Origin of the sequence: Kribbella sp. NPDC059898, assembly GCF_042730855.1 — a bacterium.
In the GTDB taxonomy this organism is placed as follows: domain Bacteria; phylum Actinomycetota; class Actinomycetes; order Propionibacteriales; family Kribbellaceae; genus Kribbella.
The window spans coordinates 66,079-82,623 of record NZ_JBHWKR010000011.1 but is presented as its reverse complement, the minus strand read 5'-3'; the positions used below and the strand labels follow the sequence as shown (position 1 = coordinate 82,623).

Genomic DNA, 16,545 nt, shown 5'->3' with positions numbered 1-16,545 from the left:
GCTCAAAGCCCACGCTGGGGAGAACCAGGAGGGACGTCCTCCCCAGCGAGGGGCTGCCAGGTGATGTCGAGCCGGTCAGGGTCCGACGTGACGATCCGGCCGGTCTTCCCCGACGTCAGGGCGAGCCGGCCGGTGGCGTCCCAGCGTCCGCCCGGTCCTGCTTCGGGGGCGTCGCCGCGGCCGATCGCGTAGTCCACCAGGGTGCCGTCGGCGCGGAACTCCACCCCCCGCCGGCCGCGGGCCGGCGGGAAGGCGTAGTCGTCGCGGCGGTAGACGCTGATCCCGTCGTGGTCCTCCTCGAAGGAATGCGTCCAGTGGCCGACCGGTGAGCTGGTCAGATCCCCACCGCCTGTCCGATCGAGGCGGGCGACTCCGGGATCGTCACCTTGAAGTCGCTGATCACGCCGCCGAGCGCCTCGTACCCGGTGACCGACGGTCCCCAGGCGGATCCGTCCCACCACTTGTGGTACAGCTGCTTGTCGGTGCCGGTGACGAACACGTCCAGCCGGTTCGTGTCCCACGAGACGACCCGTGGTTCGCCGGTGCAGATCCCGCCCAGGTACTCGTACCCGGTGACCGACGGTCCCCACGCGGAGCCGTCCCACCACTTGTGGTAGAGCGCCGAGTCCGTCCCGAGCAGGAACACGTCCAGCCGGTCCGAACCCCAGGAGACCACGGTCGGCGCCGACGTACAGACGCCGCCCATGTACTCCCAGCCGTTCCACGACGAGCCGTCCCACCACTTGTGGTACAACGCCGAGTCGGTGCCGATCACGAACATGTCCAGCCGGTTCGGGCCCCAGGCAACCACTCGCGGCGGCGACGCGCAGACGCCGCCGAGGTACTCGTATCCGTTCCAGGACGAGCCGTCCCACCACTTGTGGTAGACCGCGTTGTCGGTGCCGAGCACGAACGCGTCGAGCCGATCGGGGCCCCAGGCAACGACCTCGGGCGGGCTCATGCAGATCCCGCCCAGGTACTCGTACCCGTTCCACGACGAGCCGTCCCACCACTTGTGGTACAGGGCCCGGTCCGTTCCGAGCACGAAGGCGTCCAGCCGGTTCGGACCCCAGGTCGCCAGCCGCGGGTGCGACATACAGACGCCGCCGAGGTATTCATAACCGTTCCAGGAGGAGCCGTCCCACCACTTGTGGTAGAGCGCGTGGTCCGTGCCGAGGACGAAGGCGTCCAGCCGGTTCGGCGCCCAGGACGCGACCTCAGGGGCGCTCATACAGATGCCGCCCTGGGACTCGTACCCCGCGACCGACGGCCCCCAGGCCGATCCGTCCCACCACTTGTGATACATCGCGAGGTCGGTACCGAGGACGAACGCGTCCAGCCGGTTCGCGCCCCACGACACCACCGAGCCCGCCGGTACGGGCGTCGTTCGCGCGGTGTCGAAGACCGGCAGATCCTTGCGGACGGTCTCCAGCGTGGCCTGCATCCGCGCCACCTGGTCGGTGGTGAACATGACCATGCCGCGGTCGTCGGTGTAGTCCATGTAGTCGTAGAACAGGTCGCCGTTCGGCCCGTTGCTGCAGGTGACGTGCGGGAACGTCGGTACGCCGAAGTTCGGGCCGGCCGCGTTCGGGGTGTCGTCGCACTCGTCGCTGCCGGTGCACCCGCTGCCGTCGTCGCCCCAGATGTGGAACAGGTTCAGGAAGTGCCCGACCTCGTGGGTCGTCGTCCGGCCGAGGTCGAACGGCGCGGCCGCCGTACCGTTGGTGCCGAACCCGCTGTGCAGGATCACCACGCCGTCGGTGTTCGCCGGTCCGCCCGGGAACTGCGCGTACCCGAGGAGGCCGCCGCCGAGCTGGCAGACCCAGATGTTCAGGTACTTGTCGGCCGGCCACGGGTCGATGCCGCCGGTCGCGGTGGCCTTCACCTTGTCGTCGGTGGTGAAGCTCGCGGTGCTGGTCTGGGTCCGGGTGACGCCGTTCGTCGGGTTGCCGCCCGGGTCCTGGGTGGCCAGGAAGAACTCGACCTGGGCGTCCGCGATCAGGCCGCTGAACACGCCCGGCACGATGCTGGTGTCCGGGTTGGTGGCGCGGTAGTCGCGGTTCAGTACGTCGATCTGGCTGTCGATCTGGGCCTGCGAGATGTTCTGCGCGTTCGTGTTCCAGACCACGTGGACCACGACCGGGATCCGCGCGGTCCCGGAGAACCGTTCCGGCCGGGCCAGGTAGCTCAGCGTCGCGGTCTCCAGCGCGGAGCGGCGGGCGGCGTACTCCGGTGACGTCGACAGCAGTCGCCGGTGCACCTCCATCACCCCGCACTGCCGGCGGCTCGGGGTGTCCGTCCGCCCGTCCTCGGTCGCGCCGCTCATACCGGCACCACCCGCCGTACCGCCACCGCTCATCCCGAGCCCGGAAGCCGTCCCGCCGCCGTTCATCCCCGCCCCGGACGGTGTCCCACCACTGCCCATGTCCGGAGCGGCCGATCCACCACCACCCATGTCGGCGGCGGGCGACCCGCCACCGCTCATGCCGGCGTTCGCCGCACCGTCGCTCTTGGCCTTCTTCGGCATGTCTCCCCCTTCCGCGGGGGCACGCGAGCAGACCGGCGTACGTGTGCCGAACCGAGGAGCTCACCCCCAGCGCACACCTCGACCGAAGGCGGTCCCGCCGCCTTCCCCCACCGAACAGTCGGCCCCCAAGTCACTGCTCTGTGTTCACGATCCACCCGTCACCGCGCGCGCACAACCCTTCGCGCACCGGTACTCCACTCCACCGAGACCCCTTGTGGCGTTGAGGACTTTCAATCAGGTGTGTTGTCCGACGCCCGGCCGCTCGGCGTGCTCGAACAGCGCCTCGCCGGTGTGCTGTACGGCGGCCGCCGGCAGCGCGCCGACGGCGAACACCGCGATCGTCGCCGCGATCACGAACGGCCTGCGGCGCGGTGGTGGGGCGAGAAGCGCGCGCACCCGCGCTTCCAGGTCCCCACCGGTGGCGGCCACCAGCGGGACCGGATGCGCGAACCGCGTCTGGAGCTGGGCGACCCGGACCAGCGTCGTGGCGACCAGTCGACGGTCGCCGACCGCGCGTGCCGCGTCCTCGTCGGCCCAGCGCTCGACGGCGGTCGCGGCGGCCCGGGCGGCGGGGCGCAGGACCGGATTGACGGCCGCGGCGAGACCGGCGGCCAGGTTCCACCAGGCGTGGTGGTGGACGAGGTGCGACTTCTCGTGCGCCAGCAGTACGGCGCGCTGGCGCGGATCGAGCGCGCGGAGCAGGCCGCTGGTGACGATCACCCGGCCCGCCGGCTGCGGCGTACTGAACGCGTCCGGCCGTTCGTCGTCGAGTACGACGAGATCGCCGACCGCGGTGAGGTCGCGGCACGCGCGATGTACTTCGACCAGCGCGCGCATCTGCCGGAGCCCGGTGACGAGCACCGAGACCAGCGCGAGCAGCACCAGGCAGCCCGCGATCGCGGCGGGCCACGCGGGCACCGGGCTGTCGACGCGCAGCAGCGCGGGGGACCAGGCGCCCTCCTCGGCGACGAACGGGAACTGCCCGATCCACGTGAACGCGAGCACCGCCAGGATGAACACGCCGCTGGCCGCCGACAAGACATTGCCGATGATCAGCAACCTCGTGGCCCCGGACGGCGCCAGCCGGCGACTCGCAACCGGCGCGACCACCGCGTAGCCGACGATCGCGATCAACCCGAGGACCGCGGCCGTCGTCACTCGGAGTCCTGGAGGAGGTCGACGAGGAGCTGAGACTCCTCGGCGGACAGGCTGCGGGCGAAGCGGGTGAGTACGGCGGCGCGGTCGCCGCGGGCGTCCAGCAGACGGTGGATCTGGTGTGCGGCGACCTCGGCCGAGTCGACGACCGCGGTGTACTCGTACGACCGGCCGACCCGGGTCCGCGTCGCCAGGCCCTTCTCCGCCATCCGGCCGAGCACGGTCATCACGGTCGTGTACGCCAGCTCGCCGCCGAGCGCGTCGCGGACGTCGGACGTGGTCATCGCGCCGTCGCCGGCCGCGAGGGCGGCGAACACCTGCTGCTCCAGGTCGCCCCGGGCACGACTCATCAGCGGTCTCCTCACGACTACTACAAAGAACGTAGTAGCATCAATCTACTACCCGAATTGTAGTAAGAGGGGATCCAGGGTGAACCACTGGCTGTTCATGCAGTTCAACGCGTTCGCACGCGCCACACCGTGGCTGCATGCGCCGGCCCAGTTCTACGCGCAGTACGGCGTGGTGCTGTTCGGCGTACTGCTGGTCGCCGGGTGGTGGATCGCGCGCCGTTCCGGCCAGGTGCTGGGGGTGGCTGCGGCGATCAGTGCGGGAGGTGCGACGCTGTTGGCTGTGGCAGTCAACCAACCGATCGTGCACGCGGTCCACGAGGCCCGCCCGTACACGACGCTGCCGGGCATCCTGGTGCTCGCGAACCGCAGTACCGACCCGTCGTTCCCGTCGGACCACGCGACGATGGCCAGCGCGGTCGCGGCCGGGTTGTGGATCGTGAACCGGCGGCTCGGGATCGCCGCGGCCGCGGCCGCGGTGCTGATGGCGCTCACCCGGGTCTACATCGCCGCGCACTACCCGGGCGACGTGCTCGCCGGGCTGGCGCTCGGCGCGGTCGTTGCCGTCGGCACCTGGTTGCTGGTGCGCCGGGCGTTGAGCTGGGGAGTGCGCGCGGTCGCGGAGACACGGCTGCGGGTGGTTCTGCTGTCATGAAGGGACTGACGGACTGGCTGCTCGGGCTGCACGGGATCGCCGTGTACGGGATGGTCGGGCTGCTGGTGTTCGCCGAGGACGCGCTGTTCGTCGGGTTCGTGCTGCCCGGTGAGACGGCCGCCGTCCTCGGTGGTGTGACCGCGGCGCTCGGGCACGCGTCGCTGCCGATCGTGCTCGTCGTCGTGATCCTGGCGGCGATCCTCGGCGACACCGTCGGGTACGAGGTCGGGCGGTACTTCGGGCCGCGGCTGCTCCGGATCCGGGCGCTGTCCCGGCACACCGGGCGCCTCGACGCGGCCCGTAAACAGCTCGCCGAGCGCGGCGGCACGGCCGTGTTCCTGGGCCGGTTCGTGGCGTTCTTCCGGGCCACCATGCCCGCGCTGGCGGGGATGTCGGGTATGCGGTACCTGAAGTTCCTCGCGTTCAACGCGGCCGGCGGGGCCGTCTGGGGGACCGCGGTGGTGCTGCTCGGGTACCTGGCCGGCAACTCGTACTCGAAGGTCGAGAAGACGTTCGGCCGCGCCGCGGCGCTGGTCGTCGCGGGCATCGTCGTGGTCGTGATCGTCGCCTGGCGGATCCGCAAGCACCGGCGGGAGCGGGTCGCATGATCAGCTCCCGGAAGGTCGTCGCCTGGCTGGTGCTGACGGTGGTCGCGGTCGGCGTACTGCTCGCCTGGGCCTTCCCGGACGCGATCGAGCACAGGGGCCAGATCCACACCGTCTCCACCGAGGTCGTCGTCTGCGCCGCCGAGCAGCCCCACACCACCCGCACCCAGGTCCTGCACCACCTGGCCGACTGCGCCGGCGAGAACAACGCCGTACGCCGCGAACTCCGCGACGAACTCACCGCCCTCTTCCTGGTAGGCGTCGCCATCGCCGGCACCTGGTACCTGACCCGCCGTTCGTAGTCGCTCTCAGAGCTCGCGTTCCCAGGCGGTGCGTTGGGCGACTGGACGGAAGCCGATCTTGTTGTTGACGGCAATCATCGGGGCGTTCTCGGGGGCGTTCCAGGTGTGCAGCACCGCCGGGCGGGCGATGCCGGCTTGGAGGGCCGCCAGGTTGGGCAGCTTGACCGCGATCCCCAGCCGGTTGCCGCGGTGCGTACGGCGTACGTACGTGTCGTACTGGTTCAGCCGCTCCGGAGTCTCCGGCGTACCGCCCATCTGGGTGTACGCCGCCAGCTCGCCCGAGGCGGTGTGGACCGCGGCCGTCGTGTACGTGAACCGCCCCTGCGCGACCCGCCGGGCCTCGGCGTCGCGGACCAGCTCGGGCGTCCAGCGCACCGGCTCGTCCGTACGGTCACCGGTCGGGACGTCCTCGCTCATCCCGCTGAGCAGCTCGACGAACTGCTCCATCCACGCGTCCGGCACGTGCTCACGCCACTGGACGATCTCGTACCCGTCGACGGGCTGCTCGACGAGCCCTTCGATCGGCAGCTCGACCACCTGGTGCAGCTCGGCGTGCTTCTGCACGAACCCCCGCGCCCGCGCGAACGCCGTACCCGGGCTCTCCCCGGTCTCCGGATCACCCGCCGTGTTCGTCCCCGACACGATCCGCCGCCCCGCATCCCGCGCCCGCCCGACCGCCACCTCCAGCAGCCTGCTCGCCACCCCGCGCCGCCGGTACTCCGGAACCACCGCGAGCTCGACGTCCACGGTGTCGGTGTTCCCCACCAACCACCAGTCCAGCCACGCAACCCCCACCCAGACCCCGTCCACCACCATCCCGAGGCCTTCGGCCCGCACATCCGCATGCGTACCGGCCATCACCACCCGAGCTTCCTCAACCCCCAACCCAGACGGAAACTCCAACTCCTCCCGCCGAACCCCGAACTTCACCCCATAAAACCGCCGAAAAACCTCACCATCAGTCCCATCCACACTCACAATCTCCATAGCCGCACCCTATGCGCACGCCTACCATGCGCCGATGGAGCACTTCGGCGTTTACGCCCGAATCCGCGCCGGCACCCACGTCCTACTGGTCCACAAAACCCGCGGCCCGTACACCGGCCTCCTGGACCTCCCCGGCGGCCAACCCGAACCGGGCGAGTCCTGGGCCGAGACCCTCCAACGCGAACTCCACGAGGAGCTAGGCGCCCAATTCCCCGTGACCGGCCCCTTCACCCCCTTCACCTTCCACGTCGCCCACACCTCCGCCGGCACCCCGATCGACTTCCACCACCACGGCGTCTTCACCGACGTACCAGCCCCCACCGCGACCACCCCGGTCCGTTCCCCAGACACCAACGGCACCGAGTGGTTCGACCTCCACACCGACGACCACCACCGCCTGAGTACACTCGTGCGTCACGTGCTCAGCAAATAGAACGTGCCGCCTCGAGGATCTGCGTGGGTCCCGCGGGGGTGCTGATGTGTGGCAGGTCGTCGAGGTAGGCGAGCATGCGGTGTTGGTAGCGGGTGGTGCGGGCCAGGAACTGGTCGACCAGGTGGCGGCCGTCGTGGGGGAGAGTGCGGTAGCCGCTCGCCTGCTGGATGCGGCTCGTGAGCACCTGCTCCGACGCGGTCAACCAGACCGCGGAGGTGTACGGCGTGGTCAGGCGCCGCACGTACTCCGGCCACACGCCCGACCCCTCCAGTACCAGCCCGGGCCCGTCGACCGCATGTGCCGTGACCAGCTCCTCGATGCGCGGCCACATCCGCTCGTAGTGCGCCAGGAGCCCGTCGATCAGAGCCCCGGCATCGTGCGACCGATAGTGCTCCACCACATGCGCCGGTACGTCGCCCCACGGCCGCCCGGGGTGACGCCCGAGCCGGTCCGTCGACACGTACGTGAACCCGAGCCGCGCCGCCAGCGCCTCCGCTGCAGTGGATTTGCCGACGTTGGACGTCCCGCCGATCAGCAGGACTCGCATGGGGTCAGTGGTGGGGGCGGAGGGCTCGGTTGGCGGCTGGTTCGGCGATTTGGGCGCGGAACTCGTTGGCGGGGTAGACGCCGAGGATGCGGACCTCGACCGAGAAGAAGGCCAGTTCCTCGAGGGCGAGGGCGACGTTCGGCTCCTCGGGGTGGCCCTCGATGTCGGCGTAGAACTGGGTCGCGAAGAACATCCCGCCGAGCTGGTACGACTCCAGCTTGGTCATGTTCACGCTGTTCGTCGCGAACCCGCCGAGCGCCTTGTACAGCGCCGCCGACACGTTCCGCACCCGGTACACGAACGACGTGATGACCGGCCCAGAACCCACCGGCGGTACGTCGGGCTCCCGCGACAGCACGAGGAACCGGGTCGTGTTGTGGTGCTCGTCCTCGACGTCGGACGCCAGCGTCTCCAGCCCGTACAGCCCGGCCGCGGCCACCGGCGACAGCGACGCGACGGTGGGATCGCCGAGCTCCGACACCTCCCGCGCGGCACCCGCGGTGTCGTCGGCGACGACCGTCGACCACCCGTGCTCGCGGATGATCTTCCGGCACTGCCCGAGCGCGTGCACGTGGCTGCGGACGGTCCGGATCCGGTCCAGCGACGTACCCGGAACGCCGAGCAGCTGGAAGTGGATCGGCAGGAAGTACTCGCCGACGATGTGCAGCCCGGACTCCGGGAGCAGGTGGTGGATGTCCGCGACCCGGCCGGCGATCGAGTTGTCCACCGGGATCATCGCCAGCCCGGCACGTCCGCTGCTGACCGCGTCGAGGGCGTCCTCGAACGTCGTACAGGGCAGCTGCTCGCGCTCGGGGAACATGTCGGTGCACGCCATCGCCGAGTTGGCGCCTGGCTCACCCTGGTATGCGATCGGACCTTCCACGGTCTCCCAGCGTAGACCCATCCCGTCTCACGACCCGGATCAGGTGTCCGTCTTGCGGACCTTCTCCGGCGCTCCGGTGACCGCGCGGCCCTCGAGCGCCTTGGCCTTGGTGGCGTACATGTCGAGGTACTCCTGCCCGGACAGCTCCATGATCTTGTACATGATCTCGTCGGTGACGGCGCGCAGGATCAGCCGGTCGCTCTCCATCCCCTCGTACCGGGAGAAGTCCAGCGGCTCGCCGAACTTCACCGTCGGCGATGCGAACGACGCAACGATCTTCCCGGGCGGGGCGACCACGTCGGTACCGATCACGCCGCACGGGATCACCGGCACCTTCGCCTCCAGCGCGAGCCGGGCGACGCCGGTCCGGCCCTTGTACAGCCGCCCGTCGTGCGAGCGGGTGCCCTCGGGGTAGATCCCGAACAGCTCGCCGCGCTCCAGCACCTTCATCCCGGCCCGCATCGCGCCCTCGGACGCCGACCCGCCGGAGCGGTCGATCGGCACCTGCCCGGTGCCCTTGAAGAACCCGCGCTGGAACCGGCCCTTGATCCCGGCCCCGGTGAAGTAGTCGGACTTCGCCACGAACGTCACCCGCCGGCGCAGCACCAGCGGCATGAAGATCCAGTCGGAGTACGAGAGGTGGTTGCTGGCGATGATCGCCGCGCCGGTGTCCGGGACGTTCTCCGCGCCGACGATCTTCGGCCGGAAGATCCGCTTCACCGGCGGCCCGACGACCAGGTTCTTCAGCACCCAGTAGATGCCCTTGCCGTCGCCGTCTCCGGCATCCACGACCGCAGGGTCCGGCTCCCGCCGCGGCGACTGTGCCGGTTCCGTCATCGAAGTCCTCTCCTCACGTTCCCCGAAATCACATGATGCCGCACGACGGCCCGGTTCGGGGCCAGCTCGCCACGCGGGAACTCCTCACACTCCGGCGCCGGTCTTCGTAAGCTGCTGACGGCACCGTCGCCCCGGTGTGGGAGGAACCATGCGCGCCAAGCTCCTGACCGCCGTACTCGCGCTGCTCGCCGGGGACCTGGTGACGCTCCCGGCACGGGCCGCCGCGCCGACCGCGAACGTCGTACCGATCCAGGCGGCTGCAACCCGAACAGCGTGCAGCGACTGCTGACCGTCGACCAGGCGGCGGCCACGCGGTACGCCGACCTGGTCCCGGGCACAACCGCCGCCAACCGGCAGATTCTTGCTATCGGCAACAGCGACACGTACGGCGGGGCGGGCGGGACGTACGCGACCGCGTCCGGGGCAACGCGTTGTCCGCGCTGATCACGCCGCACCAGAAGTGGTGGCGGTGGCTGGGGGAGCCGTCGGAGTCCGGCGGCACGATCGGCGGCTACGAGGGCGGGATGTACGCCGGTACAGGCGTCTGGCGGCCGACCGGCAGCCGTACGGCGGACCCGGTCGCGCTGGCGGGCAACACGATCGACGGACCGCTCAGCTGCTCCGGAAACGCCCCGGCGCCGGTCGATCTGGAGGCGCCGAACCGGGTGACCGGCCCGCGGTCCGGTCAGTGAGCGCGGCTGTGAGTTGCCCGGACATGGAGGTGAGCCTCGGCGACATGTTCCCGGCGCTCCGGAACTTCTAACTTTTCTGGTGCGGGAGATGCCCGCCGTACTGGAGGAGTGAGATGAACGGACTGCGGGTGGCGTCGTTGATGGCTGCCACGATGACCACGGGCCTGGTGGCCGGCGTATACGGGATCTACGCGAACGCGTTCATGCCCGGCCTCGGAAAGACCGACGACCGGACCTTCGTGGCCGCGTTCACGGCCGTCGACCGCGCGATCCTGAACCCGCTGTTCCTCGGCCTCGGGTTCGTCGGCGCCCTGCTGCTCACGCTCCTCGCGGGCGCGCTCAACCTGAAGGAGAAGGCGCTGCCGTGGATCGCGGTCGCGTTCGTGCTTTACCTGATCTCGATGATCGTCACGATCGCCGGCAACGTCCCGCTGAACGACGCACTGAGGGCGGCCGGCGATCCCGCCACGATCGACGTCGCCGCCGCCCGGGCCGCCTTCGACGAGGCGAAGTGGACGACGTACAACCTGGTCCGCACGGTGCTCGCCACCGTCTCCTTCGGGCTGCTCGGCTGGGCGTTGTACCTGACCGGCAGGTCCGCGATGCAGCCGTGAGATCACCACTGGCCGACGCCCCTCCCGCACCAGTACGGTTCGACCGGGCAACAGACCTGGGGGCAGTGATGAAGGACTGGTGGGACGACCGCCCGGTGTTCTCGACCACCGACCACGGGGCGCGCATCACCGGACTCGCGCGCGGCGAGTCCCCGGGCCGCGTGACGACCCGTCTGGCGGTCCTGGGCGCCCTGTGCTTCGTGGCATGGGGCGCCGCGAGTCTGCTGGGAACGTCGTGGTTGTGCAACGCGTCGTCGGCGCCGGGCGAGACGTGCGCCGTCGGCTTCCCGAGCGGCGTCCGGCTGCTGTGGCGGATCCTCGCGACCGTCGTCGTGGCCTACGTCCTCCTGCACTTCTCGCTCGCCTTCGGTGAGGAGGCGCGGCAACGACTCGGGCAGAGCCGGGCGGCGGGGCTGCTCGTCGGGTCGGCACTGCCGGCAGGGATCGCTGTCGGCGCGGGCGCTTCGGTCGTGACGGGCTTCTCGGCGGACCCGTCCGGGACGCTCCGGCGGACCCTCGACTTCCGGATCGGCACCGAGGCGTACGCGATCTCCGCGGCGCTCGCCCTGATCGCCGTCCTCTGGTGGATCTTCGTACTCGCCAGGCTGCCCGGGGCGCTGGTGGCCGCGGGAGAACGCCAGGCAACGATCGAACGGCTGCGCCGCGACGGCCACCGGTACGCCGGAACCGTGCAGCTCGGCCGGATCGTGTTCTGGCTCGGGCAGAGCCCGGAGCTCGAGGTCACGATCGCGTACGACTCGCCCGCCGGCGCGCACCAGATCAAGGCCCGGATGCGCACCTCGCCCGACCGGGTCCCCGCGAACGGGAGCCGGGTCGTGGTCCTCGACGACCTCCGCGGCGACGTACACGTCGAACTCGACCCCGACACCACGCCGTCCTTCGCGCCCGCGGAGCGCTACACCGCCTCGGAGTGAGCGGCGCGGGGCTGAGACACTGTGCCCGTGCCACCAGTACAAGCTCCGCCGTCGCAGCAGCTGCCCGCCGTCCAGAAACTGCGGGTCCGGTTCGCCAAGCGGGGGCGGCTGCGATTCACCTCACACCGCGACTTCCAGCGGGCGTTCGAGCGCGCCGTACGGCGCGCCGAGCTGCCGGTGGCGTTCTCGCACGGCTTCAGCCCGCATCCGAAGATCTCGTACGCCGGCGCCGCGCCGACCGGGGCCGCCTCGGAGGCGGAGTACTTGGAGATCTCGCTCACACACGAGCGGGACGCCGAGGAGGTCCGGGCGGCGCTGGACGAGGCGCTGCCGCCCGGTCTCGACGTACTCGAGGTCGTCGTCGCCGGGCTGGGGTCGCTGGCCGAGCGGCTGGAGGCCAGCGAGTGGCGGATCGCGTTGCCGGGTGCGGATCCGGCGGCGGCCGCGGCGGCGGTCGAGGCGTTCCTCGGCCGGGAGGAAATTCTGGTCGAGCGCATGACCAAACGGGGGCTCCGCTCGTTCGACTGTCGGGCTGCCGTTCTCCGACTCACCGTCGCGAGTGAACCGGGGTCGGTTGCGACGTGTGCGATACTGCAAGTGGTGTTACGGCACGGAACCCCGGCCGTGAGACCCGACGACGTTCTCGCCGGTGTGCTCGAGGTAGCGACGCTGACGGTGACGGGCCCGGCTCTTTTGACCAGGCTCGCCCAGGGCCCGCTCTCCACGGACACCGGCACGGTGGAAGACCCGCTCGCTCGTGACCGCGACGCCAACCAGGCGACCGCGACCGGCCAGGCAGGTCCCCGCCAGACGCACACAGCGGAGGGCGACGCCGCCGCTCCCTCTGTGCCCTGAGCGCGGGGCGGGGCGGATCCAGCAGGCTTCCGCTACACCGCCGGCACTGGTGCCAGGTGTGGCGAACCGTGACCGCCTTACGGCCGGCGCCCGGGACCCGTGACAGGGGTCGGGGATGCGCCGCAAGGCTTGAGGAGACCCGCACTACATGCTCGACAACGAGCCGACCACCGAAGCAGCCGGCACGGCTGCTGCCGCCCAGCCCGCCGCCCGCCGTACCACCAAGAAGACGGCAGCCGCGAAGAAGACCACCACGACGCGCAAGCGCGCGGTGAAGAAGACCGCCGACCCGGAGCCCGCCGCCGAGGTCGCCGCGGACGCCACCCCGGCGAAGAAGACGGCCAAGAAGGCCGTCGCGAAGAAGGCCCCGGCGAAGAAGGCCGCCGCCAAGACCGCGCCCGCCAAGAAGACCACCGCCAGGCGCCCGGCCAAGAAGGCCACCGCCGCCCAGGAATCCCTCCTGGACGTCCCGGAGACCGCGGAGGCCCCCGCTCCGGCCACGAAGACAACCCGCAAACGCGCGGCGAAGAAGACCGCCGCCCCCTTCACGGCCCCAGCCGAGACCGACGCCCACTCCACCGGCGTGCCGGCCGCTGGCGCCCAGGCGCACAACGCCCAGGCGCCGACTGCCTCCTCCGCCGCGACCGCCGTCAACTCCCAGGCGTCCACCGACGCTCAGCCGCCGACCGCCGCAAGCGCATCCGAGCAGGCCGCCGAGGCGCCCGCCCGCAAGCGCACCTCCCGCCGCCGTACGACGAAGTCCGCCGACCCGGCAGCCGCTGACGCGACGACAGCTTCCGCACCGACCGGCCGCGCGGCAACTGGCTCCGCACCGACCGGCTCCGCACCGACCGGCTCGGCACCGACCGGCCGCGCGGCGACCGGCTCCGCGACGACCGGCCGTGCGGTAAGCGATGGCGCGACCGCATCCGCGGGGAGCGAGTCCGCAGGTGCGTCCGCAGCTGCGGATGCCGCTGCCGCGGAGGCACCCAGTACCACCCGGCGTAGCCGGCGGCGTCCGGCTCCGGCGGCCGTGCTGTTCCAGGCGCCCACCGACGTACCGAACGCCTCCCAGGAAGACGAGGACGAGGCAACCGAGACCCCGGCCACCCCGGAGCCCGGCGTCGACGAGCAGCCCGCCACGACCACCCGCCGTCGCCGCAGCCGCCGCGGCCGCGACGCCGAGGCCCGCGAGACCGAAGCCCGCGAGACCGAGGCTGCCGACGACGCGCAGCCGCAGGCCGGCACCGCGACCGACGACACCGCCGAGGCAGCAGCCGAGGCGACCACGACGCGCAGCAGCCGCCGCTCCAACCGCGGCAGCCGCAGCAACCGAGCGAGCACCGACACAGCTGCCGACACCACCGACAGCACCACCGACGCGAGCACAGACAACCGCGCCGAGGCCCGCACCGACGGCCGCGCCGACGCAGGCGACACGCGCGCCGACTCCCGCGCCGACTCCCGGGCCGACGGGCGCGCTGACACCGGCGACACGCACGCCGACTTCCGTGCTGACGCGCAGGACGATGTCGACGAGGCGGACGGTCAGTCCGACATCCAGGGTGAGGACGGCGAGGAAGGTGGCGAGGGGACTCGGCGCCGGCGCCGTCGCCGGGGTGGACGTCGTCGTCGCAAGTCGGGCGACGCGGACGGTGCGGAGGACAGCGCCGACGAGCAGTCCGACGACGAGCCCGACGAGGACTCCGACGCGCAGGCCGACGACGCGGACTCCGACGGTACGGCGGACTCCGACGACGAGGACGCCGCGGGCGGTTCGTCGCGCCGTCGCCGTCGTCGTCGCCGCCGTAAGGGCGAGGACTCCGGCGCGTCCGCGGACGACCCGGACGAGACCGTCGTACGGGTCCGCGAACCCCGCAGCAAGAACACCGCGAACGAGATCACCGCGGTCGAGGGCTCGACCCGCCTGGAGGCGAAGAAGCAGCGCCGCCGCGAAGGTCGCGCCGCCGGCCGTCGCCGTGCGCCGATCGTGACCGAGGCCGAGTTCCTGGCCCGCCGCGAGTCGGTCGAGCGGACGATGGTGATCCGGTCCCGCGAGGACCTGACCCAGATCGCGGTGTCCGAGGACAACGTCCTGGTCGAGCACTACGTGACCACCGCCGAGCAGATGTCGCTGATCGGCAACGTGTACCTCGGCCGCGTGCAGAACGTGCTGCCCAGCATGGAGGCGGCGTTCATCGACATCGGCAAGGGCCGCAACGCGGTGCTGTATGCCGGTGAGGTGGACTGGGCGACCCTTGGTGGCGCCAACGGTCCGCGCAAGATCGAGCAGGTGCTGAAGTCGGGCCAGTCGGTCCTGGTCCAGGTGACCAAGGACCCGATCGGCCACAAGGGCGCCCGCCTGACGAACCAGATCAGCCTGCCCGGCCGGTACGTCGTGTACGTCCCGCGCGGCGGCAACGGCGGTATCAGCCGCAAGCTCCCCGACACCGAGCGGAACCGGCTGAAGACGATCCTCAAGGACATCGTTCCCGACGAGGCCGGCGTGATCGTCCGGACCGCCGCCGAGGGCGCCTCGGAGGAGGAGCTGACCTCGGACGTCAGCCGCCTGCAGGCCGCCTGGGAGGAGATCGACAAGAAGTCCAAGAACGGCCAGGCGCCGCACCTGCTGTACGGCGAGCCCGACCTGCTGATCCGCGTCGTCCGGGATCTGTTCACCGAGGACTTCGCGAAGCTGGTGATCTCCGGCGACCGGGCGTACGACCAGGTCCGGGAGTACGTCGAGGGCGTCGCGCCGCACCTGGCCGACCGGGTCGAGAAGTGGAGCGGGGACGGCGACGTCTTCGCGAGCTACCGGATCGACGAGCAGATCAAGAAGGCACTGGACCGCAAGGTCTGGCTGCCGTCGGGTGGTTCGCTGATCATCGACCGGACCGAGGCGATGACGGTCGTCGACGTGAACACCGGCAAGTTCACCGGCTCCGGGGGCAACCTCGAGGAGACCGTCACCAAGAACAACCTGGAAGCGGCCGAGGAGATCGTCCGGCAGCTCCGGCTCCGCGACATCGGCGGCATCATCGTGATCGACTTCATCGACATGGTGCTGGAGTCGAACCGGGACCTCGTCCTGCGCCGGCTGGTCGAGTGCCTGGGCCGGGACCGGACCAAGCACCAGGTCGCCGAGGTGACCTCGCTCGGGCTGGTCCAGATGACCCGGAAGCGGATCGGTACCGGTCTGCTCGAGGCGTTCAGCGAGAACTGCGACCACTGCGGTGGGCGCGGGCTGATCCTGCACGACGAGCCGAAGGAGTCCCGCCGCCAGGGCCGCAACGCCCAGAACGGCACCGCGACCGGGAACGGCCAGCAGAACGGCCAGGACCAGGCCAAGGCGCCGCAGGCGGACGAGGGCGGCCGGAAGAGCTCGCGCCGCCGCCGGGGCAAGAACCGTGGCGACGACGAGCAGGCCGCCGAGCCGGAGGCGCCGCAGCACAACGGCGACGCCGCGCAGAAGCTGGCCCAGATCGCCGCGGCCACGGTGAAGAAGGACGAGGACGGTACGCCGGAACCGACCGGCTACCCGGTCTCCGCCGACGCCGAGGAGCACGTGAGCCCCGAAGCGACCGGCTTCCCGGCCTCCGGCACGACGGAGGAGGCGCCCGACGCGGCGCAGAACGGGGCGTCCAAGAGCACCCGGCGGCGGCGGAGCAGCCGGAGCCGGAGCAAGACCGCTACCGAGGGTGAGGCCGGCGAGCCGTCCGAGCTCGTCACCACCGGCAGCTGACCGATTTCGGGTTTACCGACCCGTGGTTGTAAACTAGTCGTTCGGTGCGCCGATGTGCGCACCGAACCTATGCTTCATACGTTTTCCGATCCAGCAGAGAGTGAGATCCACGGTGTACGCGATCGTGCGCAGTGGCGGCACCCAGCAGAAGGTCGCCGTCGGCGATGTCATCGAGATCGACAGCCTGACCGAGAAGGTGGGCGACACCGTCGCGCTGCCGGCGGTCCTCGTCGTCGATGGCGACACCGTGACGGCCGACGCTGCGGCGCTGGCCAACGTGGCTGTGTCGGCCGAGGTTCTCGGCCGCACCAAGGGCCCGAAGATCCACATCCTGAAGTACAAGAACAAGACCGGTTACCGCAAGCGCCAGGGGCACCGTCAGCACTACACCCAGGTCAAGGTCACCGCGATCGACGCGAAGAAGTGAGC

20 protein-coding genes are annotated in these 16,545 nt (G+C 70.9%); 12 read left to right on the top strand and 8 right to left on the bottom strand.

What is annotated here, in order from left to right:
- Positions 1-2: 2 nt before the first annotated feature.
- The 4 genes from ACFV9C_RS30005 to ACFV9C_RS29990 all read right to left on the bottom strand — a co-directional run bounded on the left by ACFV9C_RS30005 (position 3) and on the right by ACFV9C_RS29990 (position 4,032).
- A complete protein-coding gene (locus tag ACFV9C_RS30005) occupies positions 3-224 on the bottom strand; it encodes a hypothetical protein (protein WP_380198894.1) in 222 nt (73 codons plus the stop codon).
- A gap of 110 nt (positions 225-334) precedes the next feature.
- Positions 335-2,527: a M43 family zinc metalloprotease gene (locus ACFV9C_RS30000; protein ID WP_380198893.1), complete on the bottom strand. Its 2,193-nt coding sequence runs from the start codon at positions 2,525-2,527 to the stop codon at positions 335-337.
- Positions 2,528-2,761: 234 nt separating this feature from the next.
- Entirely contained in the window at positions 2,762-3,685 is a 924-nt protein-coding gene (locus tag ACFV9C_RS29995; protein WP_380198892.1) for a M56 family metallopeptidase, read from the bottom strand.
- Positions 3,682-4,032: a BlaI/MecI/CopY family transcriptional regulator gene (locus tag ACFV9C_RS29990; RefSeq protein WP_380198891.1), complete on the bottom strand. Its 351-nt coding sequence runs from the start codon at positions 4,030-4,032 to the stop codon at positions 3,682-3,684. Before ACFV9C_RS29990 ends, ACFV9C_RS29995 begins: the two co-directional genes overlap by 4 nt.
- A 79-nt stretch (positions 4,033-4,111) precedes the next feature.
- On the opposite strand from ACFV9C_RS29990, the gene ACFV9C_RS29985 reads away from it, so the two are divergent.
- Genes ACFV9C_RS29985 through ACFV9C_RS29975 form a run of 3 tightly spaced genes read left to right on the top strand, consistent with a single transcriptional unit; the run spans position 4,112 to position 5,591 of the window.
- Complete coding sequence (locus tag ACFV9C_RS29985; protein WP_380198890.1) at positions 4,112-4,684, top strand: phosphatase PAP2 family protein; 573 nt, start codon at positions 4,112-4,114, stop codon at positions 4,682-4,684.
- Positions 4,681-5,292, top strand: a complete 612-nt coding sequence (locus ACFV9C_RS29980; RefSeq protein ID WP_380198889.1) for a DedA family protein — start codon at positions 4,681-4,683, stop codon at positions 5,290-5,292. The genes ACFV9C_RS29985 and ACFV9C_RS29980 overlap by 4 nt, the downstream gene beginning before the upstream one ends.
- The gene (locus tag ACFV9C_RS29975; RefSeq protein WP_380198888.1) at positions 5,289-5,591 is read left to right on the top strand and encodes a hypothetical protein; all 303 of its coding nucleotides are present in this window, start codon (positions 5,289-5,291) and stop codon (positions 5,589-5,591) included. The genes ACFV9C_RS29980 and ACFV9C_RS29975 overlap by 4 nt, the downstream gene beginning before the upstream one ends.
- Positions 5,592-5,597: 6 nt before the next feature.
- Here the strand turns inward: ACFV9C_RS29975 and ACFV9C_RS29970 are convergent, their stop codons facing one another.
- Positions 5,598-6,521, bottom strand: coding sequence for a GNAT family N-acetyltransferase (locus ACFV9C_RS29970; RefSeq protein ID WP_380198887.1), 924 nt, complete (start codon positions 6,519-6,521; stop codon positions 5,598-5,600).
- Positions 6,522-6,612: 91 nt separating this feature from the next.
- Between ACFV9C_RS29970 and ACFV9C_RS29965 the strand changes: the two genes are divergently transcribed.
- On the top strand, positions 6,613-7,011 hold the full coding sequence (locus ACFV9C_RS29965; RefSeq protein WP_380198886.1) for an NUDIX domain-containing protein: 399 nt from the start codon (positions 6,613-6,615) through the stop codon (positions 7,009-7,011).
- Here the strand turns inward: ACFV9C_RS29965 and ACFV9C_RS29960 are convergent.
- Genes ACFV9C_RS29960 through ACFV9C_RS29950 form a run of 3 tightly spaced genes read right to left on the bottom strand, consistent with a single transcriptional unit; the run spans position 7,001 to position 9,278 of the window.
- Positions 7,001-7,558: an AAA family ATPase gene (locus ACFV9C_RS29960; RefSeq protein ID WP_380198885.1), complete on the bottom strand. Its 558-nt coding sequence runs from the start codon at positions 7,556-7,558 to the stop codon at positions 7,001-7,003. The two genes, ACFV9C_RS29965 and ACFV9C_RS29960, sit on opposite strands and share 11 nt — an antisense overlap.
- A 4-nt stretch (positions 7,559-7,562) precedes the next feature.
- Positions 7,563-8,441: a prephenate dehydratase gene (locus ACFV9C_RS29955; RefSeq protein ID WP_380198883.1), complete on the bottom strand. Its 879-nt coding sequence runs from the start codon at positions 8,439-8,441 to the stop codon at positions 7,563-7,565.
- A gap of 39 nt (positions 8,442-8,480) precedes the next feature.
- A complete protein-coding gene (locus ACFV9C_RS29950; RefSeq protein ID WP_380198882.1) occupies positions 8,481-9,278 on the bottom strand; it encodes a lysophospholipid acyltransferase family protein in 798 nt (265 codons plus the stop codon).
- Between the two features lie 148 nt (positions 9,279-9,426).
- On the opposite strand from ACFV9C_RS29950, the gene ACFV9C_RS29945 reads away from it, so the two are divergent.
- The 8 genes from ACFV9C_RS29945 to rplU all read left to right on the top strand — a co-directional run bounded on the left by ACFV9C_RS29945 (position 9,427) and on the right by rplU (position 16,543).
- The gene (locus ACFV9C_RS29945) at positions 9,427-9,567 is read left to right on the top strand and encodes a hypothetical protein (RefSeq protein WP_380198881.1); all 141 of its coding nucleotides are present in this window, start codon (positions 9,427-9,429) and stop codon (positions 9,565-9,567) included.
- The gene (locus ACFV9C_RS29940) at positions 9,552-9,722 is read left to right on the top strand and encodes a hypothetical protein (protein WP_380198880.1); all 171 of its coding nucleotides are present in this window, start codon (positions 9,552-9,554) and stop codon (positions 9,720-9,722) included. The genes ACFV9C_RS29945 and ACFV9C_RS29940 overlap by 16 nt, the downstream gene beginning before the upstream one ends.
- Positions 9,710-9,970, top strand: coding sequence for a hypothetical protein (locus ACFV9C_RS29935; RefSeq protein WP_380198879.1), 261 nt, complete (start codon positions 9,710-9,712; stop codon positions 9,968-9,970). The genes ACFV9C_RS29940 and ACFV9C_RS29935 overlap by 13 nt, the downstream gene beginning before the upstream one ends.
- Positions 9,971-10,083: 113 nt before the next feature.
- Positions 10,084-10,584 carry a DUF1772 domain-containing protein gene (locus ACFV9C_RS29930; protein WP_380198878.1) on the top strand — a complete coding sequence of 167 codons (501 nt, stop codon included), beginning with the start codon at positions 10,084-10,086 and terminating at the stop codon, positions 10,582-10,584.
- 68 nt (positions 10,585-10,652) lie between these two features.
- Positions 10,653-11,519: a hypothetical protein gene (locus tag ACFV9C_RS29925; RefSeq protein WP_380198876.1), complete on the top strand. Its 867-nt coding sequence runs from the start codon at positions 10,653-10,655 to the stop codon at positions 11,517-11,519.
- A gap of 27 nt (positions 11,520-11,546) precedes the next feature.
- Positions 11,547-12,374: a TIGR03936 family radical SAM-associated protein gene (locus ACFV9C_RS29920; protein ID WP_380198875.1), complete on the top strand. Its 828-nt coding sequence runs from the start codon at positions 11,547-11,549 to the stop codon at positions 12,372-12,374.
- A gap of 148 nt (positions 12,375-12,522) precedes the next feature.
- Positions 12,523-16,116 carry an Rne/Rng family ribonuclease gene (locus tag ACFV9C_RS29915; protein ID WP_380198874.1) on the top strand — a complete coding sequence of 1,198 codons (3,594 nt, stop codon included), beginning with the start codon at positions 12,523-12,525 and terminating at the stop codon, positions 16,114-16,116.
- Between the two features lie 112 nt (positions 16,117-16,228).
- Positions 16,229-16,543, top strand: a complete 315-nt coding sequence (gene rplU, locus ACFV9C_RS29910) for a 50S ribosomal protein L21 (protein WP_380198873.1) — start codon at positions 16,229-16,231, stop codon at positions 16,541-16,543.
- Positions 16,544-16,545: the final 2 nt, after the last annotated feature.